Annotated in this window: 16 protein-coding genes and 1 pseudogene; 12 read left to right on the top strand and 5 right to left on the bottom strand. The window is 63.1% G+C overall.

Annotated elements, in window-relative coordinates; all coding sequences use genetic code 11:
* Positions 1 to 2: 2 nt before the first annotated feature.
* A complete protein-coding gene (gene purM / locus FPZ08_RS05700; protein WP_146289087.1) occupies positions 3 to 1,079 on the bottom strand; it encodes a phosphoribosylformylglycinamidine cyclo-ligase in 1,077 nt (358 codons plus the stop codon).
* On the opposite strand from purM, the pseudogene FPZ08_RS22985 reads away from it, so the two are divergent.
* The 4 genes and pseudogenes from FPZ08_RS22985 (at position 1,040) to FPZ08_RS05680 (ending at position 6,721) form a co-directional block, all read left to right on the top strand.
* Positions 1,040 to 2,304 (top strand): annotated as a pseudogene (locus FPZ08_RS22985) (AI-2E family transporter). The gene purM and the pseudogene FPZ08_RS22985 sit on opposite strands and share 40 nt — an antisense overlap.
* On the top strand, positions 2,282 to 3,028 hold the full coding sequence (locus FPZ08_RS05690) for a P-loop NTPase family protein (RefSeq protein WP_146289085.1): 747 nt from the start codon (positions 2,282 to 2,284) through the stop codon (positions 3,026 to 3,028). Before FPZ08_RS22985 ends, FPZ08_RS05690 begins: the two are co-directional and overlap by 23 nt.
* The gene (locus tag FPZ08_RS05685; RefSeq protein WP_146289084.1) at positions 3,021 to 5,189 is read left to right on the top strand and encodes an RNA degradosome polyphosphate kinase; all 2,169 of its coding nucleotides are present in this window, start codon (positions 3,021 to 3,023) and stop codon (positions 5,187 to 5,189) included. Before FPZ08_RS05690 ends, FPZ08_RS05685 begins: the two co-directional genes overlap by 8 nt.
* On the top strand, positions 5,186 to 6,721 hold the full coding sequence (locus FPZ08_RS05680) for a Ppx/GppA phosphatase family protein (RefSeq protein WP_146289083.1): 1,536 nt from the start codon (positions 5,186 to 5,188) through the stop codon (positions 6,719 to 6,721). Before FPZ08_RS05685 ends, FPZ08_RS05680 begins: the two co-directional genes overlap by 4 nt.
* On the opposite strand, the gene FPZ08_RS05675 is transcribed toward FPZ08_RS05680, so the two are convergent.
* The 3 genes from FPZ08_RS05675 to rnd all read right to left on the bottom strand — a co-directional run bounded on the left by FPZ08_RS05675 (position 6,693) and on the right by rnd (position 8,590).
* Positions 6,693 to 7,007 carry a HepT-like ribonuclease domain-containing protein gene (locus FPZ08_RS05675; RefSeq protein WP_186767221.1) on the bottom strand — a complete coding sequence of 105 codons (315 nt, stop codon included), beginning with the start codon at positions 7,005 to 7,007 and terminating at the stop codon, positions 6,693 to 6,695. The genes FPZ08_RS05680 and FPZ08_RS05675 overlap by 29 nt on opposite strands.
* 66 nt (positions 7,008 to 7,073) lie before the next feature.
* The gene (locus FPZ08_RS05670; protein ID WP_146289081.1) at positions 7,074 to 7,379 is read right to left on the bottom strand and encodes a nucleotidyltransferase family protein; all 306 of its coding nucleotides are present in this window, start codon (positions 7,377 to 7,379) and stop codon (positions 7,074 to 7,076) included.
* Positions 7,380 to 7,420: 41 nt separating this feature from the next.
* Positions 7,421 to 8,590, bottom strand: coding sequence for a ribonuclease D (gene rnd / locus FPZ08_RS05665; protein WP_146289080.1), 1,170 nt, complete (start codon positions 8,588 to 8,590; stop codon positions 7,421 to 7,423).
* 200 nt (positions 8,591 to 8,790) lie between these two features.
* On the opposite strand from rnd, the gene aspS reads away from it, so the two are divergent.
* A complete protein-coding gene (gene aspS, locus FPZ08_RS05660) occupies positions 8,791 to 10,578 on the top strand; it encodes an aspartate--tRNA ligase (protein ID WP_146289079.1) in 1,788 nt (595 codons plus the stop codon).
* A gap of 89 nt (positions 10,579 to 10,667) precedes the next feature.
* Here aspS and FPZ08_RS05655 read toward each other — a convergent pair whose 3' ends face one another.
* Positions 10,668 to 10,940: a DUF3601 domain-containing protein gene (locus FPZ08_RS05655; protein WP_146289078.1), complete on the bottom strand. Its 273-nt coding sequence runs from the start codon at positions 10,938 to 10,940 to the stop codon at positions 10,668 to 10,670.
* A gap of 101 nt (positions 10,941 to 11,041) precedes the next feature.
* Between FPZ08_RS05655 and FPZ08_RS05650 the strand changes: the two genes are divergently transcribed.
* The 7 genes from FPZ08_RS05650 to FPZ08_RS05620 all read left to right on the top strand — a co-directional run bounded on the left by FPZ08_RS05650 (position 11,042) and on the right by FPZ08_RS05620 (position 18,930).
* On the top strand, positions 11,042 to 12,643 hold the full coding sequence (locus FPZ08_RS05650; RefSeq protein WP_146289077.1) for an EAL domain-containing protein: 1,602 nt from the start codon (positions 11,042 to 11,044) through the stop codon (positions 12,641 to 12,643).
* Between the two features lie 125 nt (positions 12,644 to 12,768).
* Positions 12,769 to 15,054, top strand: coding sequence for an NADP-dependent malic enzyme (locus FPZ08_RS05645; protein WP_146289076.1), 2,286 nt, complete (start codon positions 12,769 to 12,771; stop codon positions 15,052 to 15,054).
* Positions 15,051 to 15,341: a Dabb family protein gene (locus tag FPZ08_RS05640; protein WP_146289075.1), complete on the top strand. Its 291-nt coding sequence runs from the start codon at positions 15,051 to 15,053 to the stop codon at positions 15,339 to 15,341. The genes FPZ08_RS05645 and FPZ08_RS05640 overlap by 4 nt, the downstream gene beginning before the upstream one ends.
* A 233-nt stretch (positions 15,342 to 15,574) precedes the next feature.
* Positions 15,575 to 15,973 (top strand): FtsB family cell division protein, encoded by a 399-nt coding sequence (locus FPZ08_RS05635; protein WP_146289074.1) that lies wholly within the window; start codon positions 15,575 to 15,577, stop codon positions 15,971 to 15,973.
* 116 nt (positions 15,974 to 16,089) lie between these two features.
* Positions 16,090 to 17,109 (top strand): pyruvate dehydrogenase (acetyl-transferring) E1 component subunit alpha, encoded by a 1,020-nt coding sequence (pdhA, locus tag FPZ08_RS05630; RefSeq protein WP_146289073.1) that lies wholly within the window; start codon positions 16,090 to 16,092, stop codon positions 17,107 to 17,109.
* Positions 17,110 to 17,117: 8 nt separating this feature from the next.
* The gene (locus tag FPZ08_RS05625; protein ID WP_146289072.1) at positions 17,118 to 17,522 is read left to right on the top strand and encodes a hypothetical protein; all 405 of its coding nucleotides are present in this window, start codon (positions 17,118 to 17,120) and stop codon (positions 17,520 to 17,522) included.
* Between the two features lies 1 nt (position 17,523).
* The gene (locus FPZ08_RS05620) at positions 17,524 to 18,930 is read left to right on the top strand and encodes a pyruvate dehydrogenase complex E1 component subunit beta (RefSeq protein ID WP_146289071.1); all 1,407 of its coding nucleotides are present in this window, start codon (positions 17,524 to 17,526) and stop codon (positions 18,928 to 18,930) included.
* Positions 18,931 to 18,940 lie beyond the last annotated feature (10 nt).

Here is an 18,940-nt window from a genome sequence, read left to right as displayed (position 1 = left end):
GCTCACAGCGCCAGCTTGCCGTCGAAGGTGACGGGCTCGCCGGTACGGGCGGTGAGGCTGCCGACTACGGCGGCGGTTTCGCCTGAGGCGGTGAGGTGGTCGACCAGCTTCTGCGCATCGTCGGGGGTGACGGCGACCAGCATGCCGACGCCGCAATTGAAGGTGCGCAGCATTTCGCGCTCGCTCATGCCGCCGACATGGCTGAGCCAGCCGAAAACCTTGGGCACGGTGATGGCGGCGAGATCGACATGGGCGGCGAGGTGATCGGGCAGGACGCGGGGGATATTGTCGATGAAGCCGCCGCCGGTAATGTGGGCCAGCGCCTTGATGCCAATGCCGGCCTTGAGGGCTGACAGCAAGGGCTTCACATAGATGCGGGTGGGGGTAAGCAGGGCTTCGGACAGGGACTGGCCGGGGGCGAAGGGCGCGTCCATGTACCAGTCGATGCCTGAGAGCTCGACGATCTTGCGGACCAGCGAATAGCCGTTGGAATGCACGCCGGAGGAGGCGATGGCGACCAGGGTGTCGCCTTCGGCGATATCGGGGCGGGGCAGGAGGGTGCCGCGCTCGGCGGCGCCGACGGCGAAGCCGGCCAGGTCATAATCGTTGCCGTGATACATGCCGGGCATTTCGGCGGTTTCGCCGCCGATCAGGGCGCAGCCGGCAATGCGGCAGCCTTCGGCAATGCCTGACACAATGGCAGTGCCCTGTTCCACATCGAGCTTGCCGGTGGCGAAGTAGTCGAGGAAGAACAGCGGCTCGGCACCCTGCACGATGATGTCGTTGACGCACATGGCCACCAGGTCCTGCCCGATGGTGCCGTGATTGCCGGTATCGATGGCGATCTTGAGCTTGGTGCCGACGCCGTCATTGGCGGCGACCAGGACCGGATCGGTGAAACCGGCCGCCTTGAGATCGAACAATCCGCCGAAGCCGCCGATTTCGCCATCGGCGCCGGGGCGGCGCGTGGAGCGGATGGCGGGCTTGATGGCTTCCACCAGTGCATTGCCGGCATCGATATCGACGCCCGCCTGCTTGTATGAGAGACCGTTTGATGGCAGGTTTTGCGGATCGGACATTGGCCTCGGACCGTAGTGGGGAAAGCGTGCGTAAAGCCGTTACCGGAAGACCAAGGCGGTTGCCAACGCCGGAGCCGGAAGCTAGAGGGCCTGATAGCTTCTCAACCCAACCGACGCAAGGGCCGCCCGGCATCATGACACTACGAAATCAAGTGCTGATCTGGGTCGGCTTTCTCGTCGTGCTGGTGCTGATGCTGTGGCTGTTCCGCGGCATCCTGCTGCCATTCATCGTCGGCGCGGCTTTGGCCTATCTGCTGAACCCGCTGGTCAATCAGTTACAGAAGTGGCGGTTCAATCGCGGCTGGGCGACGACCGTGGTGCTGCTCAGCGTCATCACCATCGTGGTCAGCGTGCTGCTGATGTTCGTGCCGCTGATCGGCCAGCAGATCATCGAACTGTTGCGGGGCGCCCCCGCGCTCGTGGCGGACCTGCAGGCGCTGTTTGCGCGCTGGTCGCCGGAAATCAACGAATGGCTCGGGCCGGAGCGGGCGGCGCAGGTGCAGACCAGCATCAACGACCTGGCGCGGCAGGCGCTGGGTTTCATTGCCACGCTGCCGGGCGAACTGGTCAATATCGGCCTGACCGGTGCGGCGGTGATCGGCTTTACGGTGCTGACCCCGGTGGTGGCATTCTACATGCTGCTGGACTGGGAAGGCATGGTGCGCGGCATCGAGAGCCTGCTGCCGCAGGAGCACAAGGGCGAAATCCAGACAATCCTGCGCGATATCGACAAGTCGATGGCCGGGGTTATCCGGGGGCAGGGCGGCGTGCTGCTGCTCGATGCGGCCTTCTACGCGACCGCGCTCAGCCTGTTCGGGCTGAATTTCGGCCTGGCCGTGGGGCTGATCGGGGGCTGCTGAGCTTCATCCCGTTTGTCGGCTTCGCGCTGGGGTTCGGGCTGTCGGTCGGTATCGCCATCGTGCAGTATTCGGGCGATGTGTGGATGGTGGCGGCCGTGGCCGGCATCTTCCTGTTCTGGCAGTTCATCGAGGGCAATATTCTTTATCCCAAGCTGGTCGGGTCCTCGATCAACATCAATCCGGTGTGGATGATGTTCGCGCTGCTCGGGCTGGGGGCGCTGTTCGGCTTTGTCGGCCTGCTGCTGGCGGTGCCGATGGCGGCTATCGCCTCGGTGCTGGTGCGTTACGGTGTGCGCAAATACAAGGAAAGCACGCTTTATCTCGGCCGAAATGGTGGGCCCGATGGCACTGCCGGCAAACCCTGACAATGGCGGGCCCAAGGGTCAGCTGACGCTGGAGCTGGGGCATACGCCTTCCCATGACGCGGCCGACTTCCTGGTGGGGAAAGGTAACGCGCTCGCGCATGGCCGCATCATGGCCTTTCCGCACTGGCCCGACCCGGTGACGCTGCTGGTGGGGCCGGCCAAATCGGGCAAGTCGCATCTGGCACGGATTTTCGCCGATCGCAGCGGCGCCCGCTATGCCGGCACGGGCGACCTCGAGGCGCTGGCGACCGAAGGGGGCGTGGTGCCTGTCATCGTCGAGGATGTGGACCGGCTGGATTATGACGAGGCGGGGCTGTTCCACCTGCTCAACCAGTCGATGCGCGAACAGCGGCCGATCCTGCTGACGGCGCGGGAAGACATTGCGAATTGGCCGCTGGCGACCGATGATGTGCGCTCGCGGGCGCGGCGGGCGACCGCCTATGCGCTGGAGCTGACGGACGACATTCAATTGTCACAGATGTTCGTGAAATTGTTCGGGGATCGGCAGATCAAGGTCGATCCGAGGATTATCGCCTATCTGGTGGCGCGCATGGAGCGTTCCGCCGAGGAAGTGGTGAGCCTTGCCGACCTCATGGACCGCCTCGCGCTGGCCAAGGGGACGGCCATTACCCGCAGCATCGCCGCCGATGCGCTCGACCGCCGCCGGATCGTGCATGGCGGGGCGAGCCAGGAACAGGACTGGGATACCGAAGACGATGAATGAGATGAGCGAGTTCGCCGATACCGAAGTCTCGGTCCCCGATGTCGAGGCGCTGCGCAGCAGCCCGGCGCGCTTCGTCAATCGCGAGGTGAGCTGGCTGCAATTCAACATGCGCGTGCTGGAAGAGGCGGGCAACCTCAACCATCCGCTGCTAGAGCGGCTGCGCTTCGTCTCCATTTCGGCCAACAATCTCGATGAATTCTACATGGTGCGCGTCGCCGGGCTCAAAGGGCAGATGCGAGCAGGGCTGACGCGGCAGAGCGCCGACGGGCTGACGCCGGCCGAGCAGATGGAAGAGATCGCCACGCTGGCCCAGCACCTGCAACTGGAGCAGCAGGATCATTGGCAGAACCTGCGCGAGGAACTGTTTGCGCAGAATGTGGTGATCCACGAAGCGGATGATCTCAGCACCGACCAGGTCAACTACCTGCAGAAGCTGTTCCGTGAGGAAATCTTCCCGGTGCTGACGCCGATTGCGGTGGACCCGGCGCATCCCTTCCCGTTCATCCCCAATCTGGGGCTGGCGCTGGCGTTCGAGCTGAAGCGGCCGGACAATGACCTGCCGCTGACCGCTTTGGTGCGCATTCCCGGCAATCTCGATCGTTTCATCACGCTGCCGACCGGGCTGGTTTCGGAAGGGCGCAGCGAAGTGGTGACCATCGACACGCTGGTCAAACTGTTCTTCCACAAGATGTTTCCCGGCCATGAAGTGGTCGGCTCCGGCGCCTTCCGCATCATTCGCGACAGCGAAATCGAAATCGACGACGAGGCGGCGGACCTGGTGGTGGAGTTCGAGACGGCGTTGCGGCAGCGGCGGCGCGGGCAGGTGATCCGGTTCGAGATCGAGAGCTCGATGCCGCGCGCGCTCAAGCGGCAGATCAGCGAGCAGCTCGGAGTCACGGAAAGCGAAGTGTTCGAGGTGCAGGGCTTTCTGGGCCTGGCCGATGCGCGCAAGGTCTGCGACCTGGAGCGGCCGGACCTCAAGTTCACGCCCTATCATGCGCGCTTCCCCGAGCGCATCCGCGACTATAGCGGGGACAGTTTTGCGGCGATCCGGGCCAAGGATATCCTGGTGCATCACCCGTTCGAGAGTTTCGACGTGGTGGCGCAGTTCCTGATGCAGGCGGCGCGTGACCCCGACGTGGTGGCTATCAAGCAGACGCTCTATCGCACGTCGGCCGACAGCCCGATCATCAAGGCGCTGGTGCTGGCGGCAGAAGCCGGCAAGTCGGTGACGTGCCTGGTGGAGCTCAAGGCGCGGTTTGACGAGGAAGCCAATATCCGCTGGGCACGCGACCTGGAACGGGCCGGGGCGCAGGTGGTGTTCGGCTTCATCGAGCTGAAGACCCATGCCAAGCTGAGCCAGGTGGTGCGGCGCGAAAAGGGCAAGCTGGTGAGCTATTGCCATATCGGCACCGGCAATTACCACCCGATTACGGCCAAGATTTATACCGACCTCAGCTATTTCACCATCGACCCGGCCATCACGCGGGATGTGGCGCGGGTGTTCAACTTCATCACTGGCTATGCGCGGCCGACCGAACTCGAGACGATCGCGGTCTCGCCGGTCAACCTGCGGCAGCGCCTGCTGGACGATATTGCGCGCGAAATCGAGCTGGCCGGCAAGGGCCAGCCGGCCAGCGTGCTGCTCAAGATGAACTCGCTGGTCGACCCTGAGATCATCGATGCGCTTTATGACGCCAGCCAGGCCGGCGTGAAGGTCGATCTCATCGTGCGCGGTATTTGCTGCCTGCGGCCGGGCATTCCCGGATTTTCCGACAATATCAGGGTGAAATCGGTGGTCGGGCGGTTCCTCGAACACAGCCGCATCTACTGTTTCGGCAATGGCGATGCGATGCCCAATCCACGCGCCAAAGTGTATATTTCATCGGCCGACCTGATGGGCCGGAACCTGGACGGCCGCGTCGAAGTGATGGTGCCGATCCTCAACAACACCGTGCATAAACAGATTCTGGACCGGATTCTGGTTGCCTATCTGCGCGATAATCAGCAGAGCTGGGAAGTACTGCCCGATGGCAGTTCGCATCGCGTGCGCCCGGCCGAAGGGGAAGAACTCTTCAACGCGCATGATTACTTCATGACCAATCCGTCGCTGTCGGGACGCGGCAGTGCCGGCGGCGAAGGCGAAGAGGGCCTGGCTTGAATCAATTCTGGGGCGTCGATGCCGACCCGACAGCGCAAGGCCGTATCAAGGGCGCCAAGCCCGTGGCGGTACTCGATATCGGGTCCAACTCGGTGCGTCTGGTGGTCTATGAGCGCCATGCCCGGGCGCTGACGCCGCTCTACAACGAAAAATCGGCCTGTGCACTGGGGCGCGGCGTGGGCCGCACCGGGCGGCTGGCCGACGCCAATATGGCGCAGGCGCTCAACGCCATCAAACGCTTCGCCCTGGTGGCGCGCATGATGCGGGTTGGCCGGGTGCATGTGCTGGCCACGTCGGCGGTGCGCGACGCTGCCAACCGGCAGGAATTCGTCGATGCCGTGGAGGCATTGATCGAGAGCAAGGTGCAGGTGTTGAGCGGCGAGCAGGAGGCCCATTTTGCGGCGCTCGGCGCGGTGGCGGGCATTCCCGGCTTTTCCGGCATTGTCGGCGACCTGGGGGGCGGGAGCCTCGAGCTGTCCCATATCAATGGCGGTACGGACACCAATGGCGAATCCTTCGAGATCGGGGTGATCCGGCTGCAGGACGACAGCAATGGCTCGGCGCTGCAGGCGGCCGAGATCGTGCGGGAGCGGTTGCAGCAATCGGCGCTGCCCGGCGCGGCGGCGGGCGGGTCGTTCGCGGCAATTGGCGGCACCTGGCGCTCGCTGGCCAAGCTGCACCAGATGGTGCGGGGGTATCCGCTGCATATGGTGCAGAACTATGTCGTGCCGGTCGATGACATGATCGCGTTCTGCCAGGAGATTACCGGCGGTTCTTCGCTCAAATCCTATCCGGGCGCCGAGAAGGTCAGTTCCTCGCGGCGCGAGCTGGTGCCATTCGGCGCGGCGGTCATGGCCGAAGTGCTCAAGGCCGGCCAGTTCGCCAATGTGGTGTTTTCGGCTCTGGGTGTGCGCGAGGGCTATCTCTATGGCCTGCTCGATGGCCGCGAGCAGGAGATCGACCCGTTGATCCAGGGGGCTGAGGAGCTTTCGGTGCTGCGCTCGCGCTCGCCGGCCCATGCCAGCGACCTGGTGGAATTTACCGGGCAATTCCTTGCGGCCTCCGGCGTTGCGGAGAGTGATGCCCTGCGGCGGCTGCGGATCGTGGCCTGCCTGCTGGCCGATATCGGCTGGCGCGCGCATCCCGATTATCGCGGGCCGCAAAGCGTCGATGCCGTGGCCTATGGCTCGCTGACCGGGGTGGATCATCCGGGGCGTTCGTTTATCGCGCAGGTCATGGCGGTGCGCTATGACGGGCTCAAGAGCAAGACGGCCGCGCCCTTGGTCGGGCTTGGTTCGGCGGAGCTGACTGCGCGGGCGCGGCTGATCGGGGCGCTGTTCCGCGTGGCCTATCCGATGACGGCCGCCATGCCCGGCATCCTGCCGCGCATCCGCTTCGAGGTGGATGGCAACAAGCTGTCCCTGATCCTGCCGCGCGACCTGGCTTTTCTGGATGGCGAGCATCTGCAGGGAAGGCTGGACCAGTTTGCCGGCGTGGCGGGGTTCAAGACTTCGGCGGTGCGGGTAGCGTAGGGGCGTCCGGGTCCAAATCAGCCAGCATAGCCTTGACGACAGCTTCGAGCGGGTCAAGGTCCTGCTGGTAGATGCGCCACAGTGCCGGCAGGTCGGTCATGTGGTAAGCATGTCTGAGGATGTTGCCCAAGTCCGCCACTGCTCGCCACGGCACATCCGAACCATATGTCTGCTGCATCTCGGGCGGAATGTATCGTGAGGCTTCGCTTACGATCTCCAGATATCGTTCGAGCGCCGCGCGAATGATTGGATCAACCTCGACTTCCGCGATGGGTGCGACCGGCAAGCAACTGCCGCACCAGCCGGATATTCTCCTCGATATGGAGCAGGCGGTCATAGACGCGTACTGACATCAGAAGACGGAAACCTCGTCGGGTGCAGTGCGGGTCAGAAAGCGCTCTGGAGCACTGCGGCGCAACACGATGTGCGTGGGAAGCCCGACCCGATCCTCCACCCGATGTCCAATACCAATGATGTCCAGCAGGGAAAGACTCTCGCCAGGGCTCAGGTCCATGAGCAGATCAATGTCGCTGTCCTGGCGGTTGTCGCCACGGGCACGAGAGCCGAAAAGGCCGAGATGACTCACACCCTCCCGCTCCAGTTCGGGGCGGAGAGCGCGCAGTTCGGCCAGGAGTTTTTCACGGCTCAGGTTACGCATGGCTAGAATATAGCAGCGCGCGGTGCAGACTCCAACCTGGGCTACTCAGCCGGCGTTGCGTCCTTGACGGCGAATTCCAGGACGCCCTTGCGGGTGGCGACGAGGCCGATGCGGCCGTGCTTGATGTCGAGGGCCTTGTCGCCGAAGAGCTTGCGGCGCCAGCCCTTGAGGGCGGGGACGTCGGCTTCGTCGTCAAGCACCAGGGCGTCGATATCGTCGGAGGTGGCCAGGATGCGGGCGGCGACGCCGTGTTGTTCGGCGACCGATTTCAGCAGCACACGGATGAGGTCGCCGACGGCGCCTTTGGGCGAGGGGCCGCGATAGCGCTCGGGCATGGTGGGCAGGTCGGATTTGGGCAGAGCCTCGACATCTTTCAGCAGGGCCATGATTTCGGCAGCGGCCGAAGAACGGCCGAAGCCGCGCGGAACGGCGCGGAGCTTTTCGAAGGCATCTGCGGTCAGCGGGCGCTGCATGGCCAGTTCGAACAGCACATCGTCCTTGAGGACGCGGCTGCGCGGCTGGTCGCTGTCCTGGGCGCGCTTTTCGCGCCAGGCGGCGAGCTTTTTCAGAGCCGCCAGGTCGCGCGGACGATTGATCTTCATCTTGAGGCGTTCCCAGGCCTGCTCGGGCTGGACGACATAGGTGTCGATGCTGCGCAGCACGCCCAGTTCGTCCTCGACCCAGTCCCAACGCCGGGTGGCGTCGACCTGCTTGCGCAATTCGCGGTAGATGTCGCGCAGGTGGGTGACGTCGGCCACGGCGTAGAGGCGCTGCTTTTCACTCAGGGGGCGAGCCGACCAGTCGGTGAAGCGGGAGGATTTGTCGAGTTCGACATTGGTGATGGAGCGCACCAGATTGTCGTAGGACACGCTGTCGCCGAAGCCGCAGACGCTGGCGGCGATCTGGGTATCGAAGAGATTGACCGGGACCTTGCCGGTCAGCTTGACGAATATCTCGATATCCTGCCGTGCGGCGTGGAAGACCTTGGTGATAGCAGGATTGGCCAAAAGCTCGAAGAAGCTCGACAGGTCGAGGTCGGGCGCCAGCGGGTCGATCAACACCGCTTCGTCATCGGTCGCCGCCTGAATAAGGCAGAGTTTCGGCCAGTAAGTGGTTTCGCGCAGGAATTCGGTATCAACCGTCACAAAATCAAACTTGGCAGCGCGCTCGCAGAAAGCGGCGAGCACATCTGTGGAAACTATGAGGTCCATACCGGCGTCCGTCTCAAATTCGTCAATATTCTTCCTAGCAGGTGCAGCAGGTCCACTCCATACAGGATTTGTTGAGTGTTCCGGAAGGGTTAGCGCGCGGGCGGTGAGCCGGCATGCTTCGGGGCGCGTCCGCCTTGACAAGCGGGGGCTCCCATGCGCTTTTCCCGCCCAAGATTCAGGCCTTTTCCCAGAGTTTCGACATGACCTCACATCGCTACCGCTCGCATACCTGCGGGGCCCTCACTGCCAAGGAAGCCGGCCAGACCGTGCGCCTGAGCGGCTGGGTGCATCGCATCCGCGACCATGGCGGCCTGCTGTTTATCGACCTGCGCGACCATTACGGGGTGACGCAGGCCGTCATCGACCCTGATTCTCCCGCTTTCGCCGCTGCCGAAAAGGTGCGCTCGGAATGGGTGATCCGCATTGATGGCGAAGTGAAACTGCGTGATGCGGCGGCGGTGAACCCGAACCTGCCCACCGGCACGATTGAAGTATTCATCCGCGAGATCGAAGTGCTGTCGGCGGCCAAGGAATTGCCGCTGCCGGTATTCGGCGATGCGGAATATCCCGAGGACATCCGTCTGCGCTACCGCTTCCTCGACCTGCGCCGCGAGAAGCTGCATGCCAACCTGGTCAAGCGCACCAAGGTGATCGCGGCAATGCGATCGGGCATGGCCGAGCAGGGTTTTGCCGAATATTCGACACCGATCCTGACGGCGAGTTCGCCGGAAGGCGCGCGCGATTTCCTCGTGCCGTCACGCATCCATCCCGGCAAGTTCTTCGCGCTGCCGCAGGCGCCGCAGCAGTATAAGCAGTTGCTGATGGTGGCGGGCTTTGACCGCTATTTCCAGATTGCGCCATGCTTCCGCGACGAGGATCCGCGCGCCGACCGGCTGCCGGGCGAATTCTACCAGCTCGACCTGGAGATGAGCTTCGTCACCCAGGAAGATGTGTGGGACACGATGACGCCTGTCATCACTGATATTTTCGAGCAGTTTGCCGAGGGCAAGCGCGTGACCAAGGACTGGCCGCGCATTCCCTATGACACGGCGATCCGCAAATATGGTTCGGACAAGCCGGACCTGCGCAACCCGATCGAAATGCAGGCGGTGACCGAGCATTTCGCCGGGTCAGGATTCAAGGTGTTTGCCGGGCAGATCGAGGTCGATCCCAAGGTGGAAGTCTGGGCCATTCCGGCCAAGAACAAGGCGGGTGCCGAGCCGATCGGCCGGGCATTCTGTGACCGCATGAATGCCTGGGCGCAGGGCGAGGGCCAGCCGGGTCTGGGCTATATTTTCTTCAAGGACGGGCAGGGCTCCGGCCCCATCGCCAAGAATATCGGCGAGGAACGGACGGCGGCCATCAAAGCGCAGCTCGGGCTTGAGGACGGTGATGCCGTGTTCTTCGTCTGCGGGCGGCCGGAAAAGTTCTACCGGTTTGCCGGCGATGCCCGCACCAAGGCGGGTACGGACCTGGGCGTGGTGGATACCGAGCAGTTCGCATTGTGCTGGATCGTCGACTTCCCGTTCTACGAGTGGAGCGAAGAGGAAAAGCGCGTGGACTTCGCGCATAATCCCTTCTCCATGCCGCAGGGCGGGATCGATGCGCTCAACAGCCAGGATCCGCTGACCATCAAGGCGTATCAGTATGACGCCGTGTGCAATGGCTACGAAATCGCCTCCGGGTCGATCCGTAACCAGTTGCCCGAGACCATGGTCAAGGCGTTCGAACTGACCGGCAAGAGCCGCGACGAGGTTGAGGAGCAGTTTGGCGGGCTTTATCGCGCCTTCCAGTATGGCGCTCCGCCGCATGGCGGCGCGGCTTTCGGCGTGGATCGCATCGTGATGCTGCTGTGCGGCGTGCAGAACCTGCGCGAAATCACGGCCTTCCCGATGAACCAGCAGGCCGAAGACCTGCTGATGGGCGCACCGAGCCAGGCTTCGGCCAAGCAGTTGCGCGAGCTGAGCATCAGGCTGAACGTGCAGTAGAGGGCGGCCTCTACTCGCCTCGACCTCGTGGGTCGACAAGCTCACCATGAGGTCTCTGGAAATTCCGTAGGCGGTCCCGTTGGGGCCGCCTATTTCTTTGGCTGCAGATAGGCGCTGAGATTGTCGATGATCGGGCCCTGTTCCTCGTCGCGCCATTGCATGCGGACCTGGTGGCGTTGGCCGTGGATCACGGCGAAGAGCGACAGGCCGTCATCATAAGGCAGGAAGCTGGAGCCGATGAAGGTCCAGCTTTCGCCGATGGGATGGTCGGCGCCATCGTAGTCGCGGAAGGCCCGTATCACCACATAGTTCCGCTCGGGCACGAGATGGGCGAAGGGCGTCGCCGGCCAGGCCTGGTTCATAGTGCGCTCCCGCGATTTGCGATCGGTTAATCAGCGTTAATGATCCGTTAAATGCTGGTTGGTACCGATTGGCAGTCGACTGGTGTTTTCGGATTCGAATCTTGAAATCCAAATACTCTCATATCCTGACGCTGATCGGAGCGCTGCTGGCGTTTGTTCCGATCGTGGCGGTGGATTATCTGCTGGACGGCTATGTCCGCGTAAGAGAGAAAGCCGATACGAAGCAGAATGTTGGCGCCATTACCTCACAAATTGAAATTGGTGTGAATGACGCCATTGCCTCGCTGCGGCGCGTCCTGGCGGAGAGCCCGTCGCTGTGTACGCCGACCTTCGTGGCCAATGTGCAGCGCGAAATCGAATCCAGTCTCAATTTGAAGCAGGTGCTGGTCGAAAATTCGGATGGCGTGCAGTATTGCGACGCCTTCGGGCGCAATGTCGTCTATTCACCGCTGTCGGAAAGCCTGCCGGTGCCGGGGCGGACGGAGTCCATTACCCTGGTCCAGCTTGGTGGGCTGGATATGCCGGCGCTCAAGATTACCCAGACCTTTGGCCAGACGCGCCTTGTGTCGGCCTTCGTGCCGCTGATGGGGCAGACCTCGGACGGGTTGGCGCAGGGGCTGGCCAGTGCCGCGATGATGCGGGTGTTGCTGACCAATGGCACGCCGGTGCTGACAGTGGGCGATTCCAGCGCCTTCGACCGCCGCTCTTCGAGCGCCGAATTCATCTATGCGCAGGGTTTTGCCGGCGAATTGCCGCTCAAGGTGGAATATGCCGTGCCGTTCGTCATGGCGCGGGCGAGCTATGCCGATCTCGACATGGTGTTCACGGCGATTGCCTGCGGGATGAGCGCCGTGGTGCTGCTGCTGTCGCTGGGCTATGTTCGGCGCTCGCGCGTGCCGGCGTTCGATCTGGAGCGGGCGATCGCGCGGGGCGAGATCAAGCCTTATTACCAGCCGGTCATCAACCTGCGCACGGGCGAGCTGATGGGCTGCGAAGTGCTGTGCCGGTGGGAGAAGAAGAACGGGCAGGTGATTCCGCCCGGCGCCTTCATCGACTATGCCGAGGTGACGGGGCTGGCCATTCCGATGACGCTGTCGCTGATGCAGCAGGTCAAGTTCGACCTTAGTGACCTGAGCCAGATGATGCCGGAGCTGAAAATCTCCATCAACCTGTTCGAGGGCCATTTCCGCGACGACAGCATTGTCGAGGATGTGCAGGCTATTTTCGGCAATTCGCCGATCGGCTTCCGGCAGTTGGTGTTCGAAATCACCGAGCGGCATCCGCTGGGCAATTCGGCGGTGGCCAATAGCGTCATTGCGGGCCTGCATGCGCTGGGCTCGCGGCTGGCGATGGACGATGCCGGCACGGGGCATTCCAACCTGGCCTATCTCGGCACGCTGGGTGTCGATGTGATCAAGATCGACCGCATCTTCGTGGACATGGTCAAGCCGGGCACGACGCAGGTTCCGGTGCTCGATGGGCTGATCGCGCTGGCCAAGGATCTCGATTGCGAGATCGTGGCCGAGGGGGTCGAGACGGAAGAGCAGGCGCTCTATCTGCGGTCGCGGGGCGTGGTGCAGGCGCAGGGCTATATCTTTGCCCCGGCGCTCAAGATCGGGGCCTTCCGCGAGCTGGCTACGGCCCTGCATGCGACGGCGACGCCGCGCAGCCGCATCGAGAGTATCGTTGCCAGCGCCGCCTGACGCATAATTCGGCTTTAGCGACAGCCCTGCGCGGACTTAGTCCCTTTTCATCGCCGGCGATTGGTGGCACCAAGCAGTCCCATACTATGCCCGCCACCACGCAAGGCGGGTGAGGAGGACTGCGCGTGACGACCGACCCCAACGAACAGCGGACCGCCCTGCGCGAAGCCGCGCTCCACTTCCACGAATTCCCCAAGCCCGGTAAACTCGAAATCCAGCCGACCAAGCCGCTGGGCAACCAGCGCGATCTGGCGCTGGCCTATTCCCCCGGCGTCGCGGCGCCGTGCGAGGAAATTGCCGAACACCCCGAAACGGTGGCGAAATATACGTCGCGGCAGAACCTGGTCGCTGTTATTTCCAACGGCACGGCCGTGCTCGGCCTGGGCAATATCGGAGCGCTGGCCAGCAAGCCTGTCATGGAAGGCAAGGCGGTGCTGTTCAAGAAATTCGCCGGGATCGATGTGTTCGATCTCGAGATCGACGAACTCGATCCGAAGAAGTTCATCGATGCGGTGGCGCCGTTGTGGCCGACCTTTGGTGGCATCAACCTGGAAGATATCCGCGCGCCGGACTGTTTCGAGATCGAGGAGGCTTTGCGCGAGCGCATGCCGATCCCGGTGTTCCACGACGACCAGCATGGCACGGCCATCATCGTCGGCGCGGCGGTGCTCAACGGGCTGGAGCTCAAGGGCAAGAAGATCGAGGACGTCAAGATCTGCGCTTCGGGGGCAGGGGCGGCGGCTATTGCCTGCCTCAATGTGCTGGTGGCTTTGGGGGCGAAATACGAGAATATCTGGGTCGCCGACAAGGATGGCCTGGTCACCCACAAGCGTAATGATGTCAATGACAAGTGGCGCGGGCAGTTCCGCCGCACCAGCGACGCGACGACGCTTGCCGAGGTGATCGAGGGGGCCGATGTGTTCCTCGGGCTATCGGCGGCGGGTGCGCTGAGGCCGGACATGCTGGTGAAAATGGCGCCCAAGCCATTGATCCTGGCGCTGGCCAATCCCAACCCGGAAATCACCCCGGAACTGGCCAAGGAGACACGGGCCGACGCCATGGTCTGCACCGGGCGCTCGGACTATCCCAACCAGGTCAACAATGTCCTGTGTTTCCCGTTCATCTTCCGCGGGGCGCTCGATGTCGGCGCCACAGTCATCAACGAGGAAATGAAGCTGGCGGCGGTGCGGGCCATTGCCAAGCTGGCGCATGAGCCGGCGCTGGAAGTGTCGTCATCGGGCGCGCCGGCGGTGTTCGGGCCGGACCACATCATTCCCAATCCGTTCGACCAGCGGCTGATGCTGCGCATTGCGCCGGCCGTGGCGCGGGCCGCCATGGAATCGGGCGTCGCCAAGAATCCGATCAGCGACTGGGACGCCTATATGGACAGTCTCAACCGCTTCGTGTTCCGCTCGGGGCTGGTGATGAAGCCGATCTTCGACCGGGCGCAGGGGCTGCAGAAACGTATCGCCTTTGCCGATGGCGAGGACGAGCGGGTGCTGCGGGCCACGCAGGTGCTGCTCGAAGAGCGCGTGGCGCGGCCCATCCTGATTGGCCGTCCGGCCGTCATCGAATCGCGTATCGAGCGGTTCGGGCTCAATTTGCGGCCGGGCGTGGATTTCGAGGTCATCAACCCCGAGGACGATCCGCGGTACCGCGACTATGTGAGCCTGTTCCATTCGCTGGTCGGCCGTGACGGCGTGACGCCGGATACAGCGCGGCAGGTGGTGCGCACCAATACGACTGTCATCGGCGCGCTGGCGGTAAAGCGCGGGGAAGCCGATGCGCTGATCTGCGGGTTGCAGGGGCGGTTCATCAAGCATGTGCGCGACATCCGCTCAATCATCGGACTGCAGGATGGCGTGGCAAATGTTTCGGCGCTTTCCATGCTGATCATGCCGCGGGGAGCCTTCTTCCTGGCCGACACCTATATGAACCAGGAGCCGACGGCCGACGAGATCGTCGGCATCGCTCTGCAGGCGCGCAACCACCTCAAGCGCTTCAATATCGAAGCCCGGGTGGCGCTGCTGAGCTATTCCAATTTCGGCTCACGCGAGGGCGACAGTGCATTCAAGATGCGGGAAGCCTATGACAAGCTCAAGGTGGTGGCGCCCGAGTTGATCGTGGAAGGCGAAATGCAGGGCGACCTGGCGCTGAACCAGGGGCTGCGCGAGCGCTATATCCCCGACAGCGTGCTGGGCGGTGAAGCCAACTTGCTGATCTTCCCCAATCTCGATGCGGCGAACCTGTCCATGACGCTGCTCAAGGAGATGAACAATGCGCTGTCGGTTGGCCCGATCCTGATGGGGCCGAAATCGCCGGCGCATATCCTGGCGCCATCGACCACCAGCCGCGGCATCGTCAATATGGCGGCCATTGCGGCGACGGAAGCGATCGGAGCGGAGGGATGATCCGTCATACCGTGGTGTTTTCGCTGAAGCATGAGGCGGGGTCGGCGGAGGAGGGGGCGTTCCTGCGCGATGCCCTCGTGCTGGCCGCGATTCCGGGTGTCGAGAAATTCGAACAGTTGCGGCAGGTCAGTCCCAAGAACGACTATGCGTTCGGCTTCTCGATGGAATTCACCGACCAGGCGGCCTATGCGGGGTATAATGACCACCCCGATCATGTGGCCTTCGTACGGGACCGCTGGGTGCCGGAGGTGGGGCGGTTCCTGGAGATCGATTACGTGCCGGTGTGAGGGCGTGGCCTGAACGGCGAGATGGGGCACCGCCAGCCTCTCCCAAACTGGATCGTCGCCCTCGGGCCTGACCCGAGGGTATTGCACTTGCGGTGCATTCATTAAGTGAAGAGCCCTCGGGTCAGGCCCGAGGGTGACGGCTGGTGATGGTGGAGAGGATGTGTGCCCCGATATGGCAACCCCCCGTTAAACCCTTGTCAGGCATAATGACTGGGTTCAATTCCGGTTAGCCCATGCCCACCCGTCTCAAACGTCCTGCACTCTGGCGCCCCTTGGCACTGACCGTGGCGTTGCTCGGGTTTCAGGGTTATCTCGGTTTCTCGGCCATTGGCGGGCAGTTCGGTATCGATAACCGGGCGCAGATCCTGCTCGATATCGATCAGTTCAAGGCCAAGTCGGCGGCATTGCAGGCCGAGATCGACGCCTATCGGCACCGGGCCACGCTGATGGATACGCGGCGGCTGGACCCCGACATCATCACCGAGCGGGCTCGCGCCCTGCTGAACATGGCCAATGCGGACGATATTCTGGTGATGGTCGACCCGGTTACCGGTGAACCACTTTCCGGTAAATACGAAGAATTAGCCACAGATGAGTTAATGCGACTTATCGAAGCGGATTCAACGCTTTAGCTGCAATCCGGCGCCATTGGCGAGCATTGCTTTCTGCGCATTGCTTGCACTATGATGCGCAAGTGTGGCCAGATCGGGCCAGGCAGCAAATCCATTTCGATGCGGAGCGTTCCCTCATGGCGCGTAAGCCTGTGGCCAGCAAGGCCAAGACGCAATCCAACGTACCAGAATTCAGCCAGGAACAGGACCTCGAAGCCTATCGCGAAATGCTGCTGATCCGGCGTTTCGAGGAAAAGGCCGGCCAGATGTATGGCATGGGCCTGATCGGCGGTTTCTGCCACCTCTATATCGGCCAGGAAGCGGTGGTGACCGGCGTCACCATGGCATCGGAAAAGGGCTCGGATGCCCAGATTACCGGCTATCGTGACCACGGACACATGCTGGTCATGGGGCTCGACCCCAAGGGCGTGATGGCCGAGTTGACCGGCCGCCAGGGCGGCCTTTCCAAGGGCAAGGGCGGCTCGATGCACATGTTCAGCAACGAGCACAAATTCTACGGTGGCAACGGCATTGTCGGCGCGCAGGTCTCGCTGGGGGCAGGGCTGGCCTTTGCCGCCAAATATCGCGGCGACAATTCGGTGAGCATTGCCTATTTCGGCGATGGCGCGGCCAACCAGGGCCAGGTCTATGAGAGCTTCAACATGGCCAAGCTGTGGAAGCTGCCTGTTGTCTTCATCATCGAGAACAACAAATACGCCATGGGCACCTCGATCGAGCGGGCCGCGGCGACCACCGATTTCTCCCAGCGCGGCCTGAGCTTCGATATTCCGGGCGAGCAGGTCGACGGCATGGATGTGCGCATGGTCTATGACGCGGCCCGCCGCGCTATCGAGCATGCCCGCTCGGGCAAGGGCCCATTCATCCTCGAAATGCTGACCTATCGCTATCGGGGCCATTCCATGTCCGACCCGGCGAAGTATCGCACCAAGGACGAAGTGACCAAGTACCGGCAGGAGCGCGACCCGATCGAGCAGGTCAAGGGGCGGCTGATCGAGGGCGGGTTCCAGACCGAGGACGAGCTCAAGAAGATCGAGAACGACATTCGCGCCATCGTCACCGAAGCCGCTGACTTTGCGACCAACGATCCCGAGCCGGATGCGTCCGAACTCTGGACCGACATCACAGTCAGCGCCTGAGGCGAGCCATGAGCGTCCTGCTCGGCGTCATCGTGCTTTTCGCAGTGCTCGCGCTGGTCGTGGCGGTCATTCAGGCCGTCGCCATCGTGCGAGCGGCGCCTGCCGGCGCTGATCTGGCCGGGTTCATGCCGCTGGGCTGGTGGAAATTTTCCCAGCTCGAAGCCAAGGCGGGCGCTGCGGCGGCGCCGTCGCTCATTATCTACAAGCGCTCGGTGATCGCTTTCATCGTCTTCCTGCTGCTCGGCCTGATCCTGAGCGGCTGGGTCAGCAACCAGACGCCGGCCGCGGCCACCGCATCGGCCGAACCGCGGCTGATCAACGATCCGCGCGTCATACCCGCGCAATTCGCCTTCAACACAGACCTTCGCCGCGTGGCCACCATGCCCGGCGCCCAAGAAATCCTGGAGAGCTGATATGCCCCAAATCCTGATGCCCGCGCTGTCGCCCACCATGGAAGAGGGCAAGCTGTCCAAATGGCTGGTGAAAGTTGGCGACACGGTCAAATCCGGCGACGTGCTGGCTGAAATCGAGACCGACAAGGCGACGATGGAAGTCGAGTCGGTCGATGAAGGCGTGGTCAAGGAATTGCTGGTCGAAGAAGGCACCGAGGGCGTAAAGGTCAACACGCCGATCGCGCTGGTGCTGGCCGAGGGCGAGACGGCGAGTGCCGCGCCCGCCGCTGGGCCGGCTGCCGAAGCAGCGTCCACCATGGTCGAGGCCGAAGCGCCGGTCGCGGTTGCCGAAAAAGCGGCGGAAGCCGCGCCATCGGCTGCCGCCGCGCCGGCAGCGCCGAAGTTCGAGGCGCAAAGCGACCCGGACCTGCCGGAAGGCGTGGAAATGGTCGAGATGACCGTGCGCCAGGCGCTGAACGAGGCCATGGCGGAGGAACTGCGCCGCGACAAGGACGTGTTCGTGATGGGCGAGGAGGTGGCCGAATATCAGGGCGCCTACAAGATCACCCAGAACCTGCTGCAGGAATTCGGGCCCGAGCGCATCATCGATACGCCGATTACCGAGCACGGCTTTGCCGGGCTGGCAGTGGGTGCGGCCTTTGCGGGGCTCAAGCCGATCGTGGAGTTCATGACCTGGAACTTTGCCATGCAGGCGATCGACCAGATCATCAACTCGGCGGCCAAGCAGCTCTATATGTCGGGTGGGCAGGTCAAGGCGCCGATGGTGTTTCGCGGGCCCAATGGCCCTGCCGCGCGCGTGGGTGCGCAGCACAGCCAGGATTATTCGGCGTGGTACAGCCATGTGCCGGGGCTGACTGTCATCGCGCCCTATAGCGCGGCAGACGCCAAGGGGCTGCTGAAAGCGGCGATCCGTTCGCCGAACCCGGTGGTCTTCCTCGAAAACGAAATTCTCTATGGCTCGACGGGCCTGGTGCCCAAGGTCGATGACTTCCTGCTGCCGATCGGCAAGGCGCGCATTGCCCGCAAGGGTGCTGACGTGACGATCGTCTCGTTCTCGATGGGCATGCGCTATGCGACGCAGGCGACCGAGAAGCTGGTGGCGGCCGGCGTCGATGTGGAACTGATCGACCTGCGCACCTTGCGGCCGCTGGACAGCGACACGGTGATCGAATCGGTCAAGAAGACCGGGCGGCTGGTGACGGTGGAAGAGGGCTGGCCGCAGGGCGGTATCGGCTCGGAACTGTCGGCGCGGGTGATGGAACAGGCGTTCGACTATCTCGATGCCCCTGTTATGCGCGTCACCGGCAAGGACGTGCCCATGCCCTATGCCGCCAACCTCGAAAAACTGGCGCTGCCGAACGTCGATGAAGTGATCGCGGCGGTGAATGCCGTGACCTACCGCTCGTAAGGAGAACCGG

The sequence above is a fragment of the Devosia ginsengisoli genome (assembly GCF_007859655.1).
GTDB classification, from domain to species: Bacteria; Pseudomonadota; Alphaproteobacteria; order Rhizobiales; family Devosiaceae; genus Devosia; species Devosia ginsengisoli.
The sequence above is the reverse complement of the archived record's forward strand: the minus strand, read 5'-3'. Positions and strand labels throughout refer to the sequence as shown.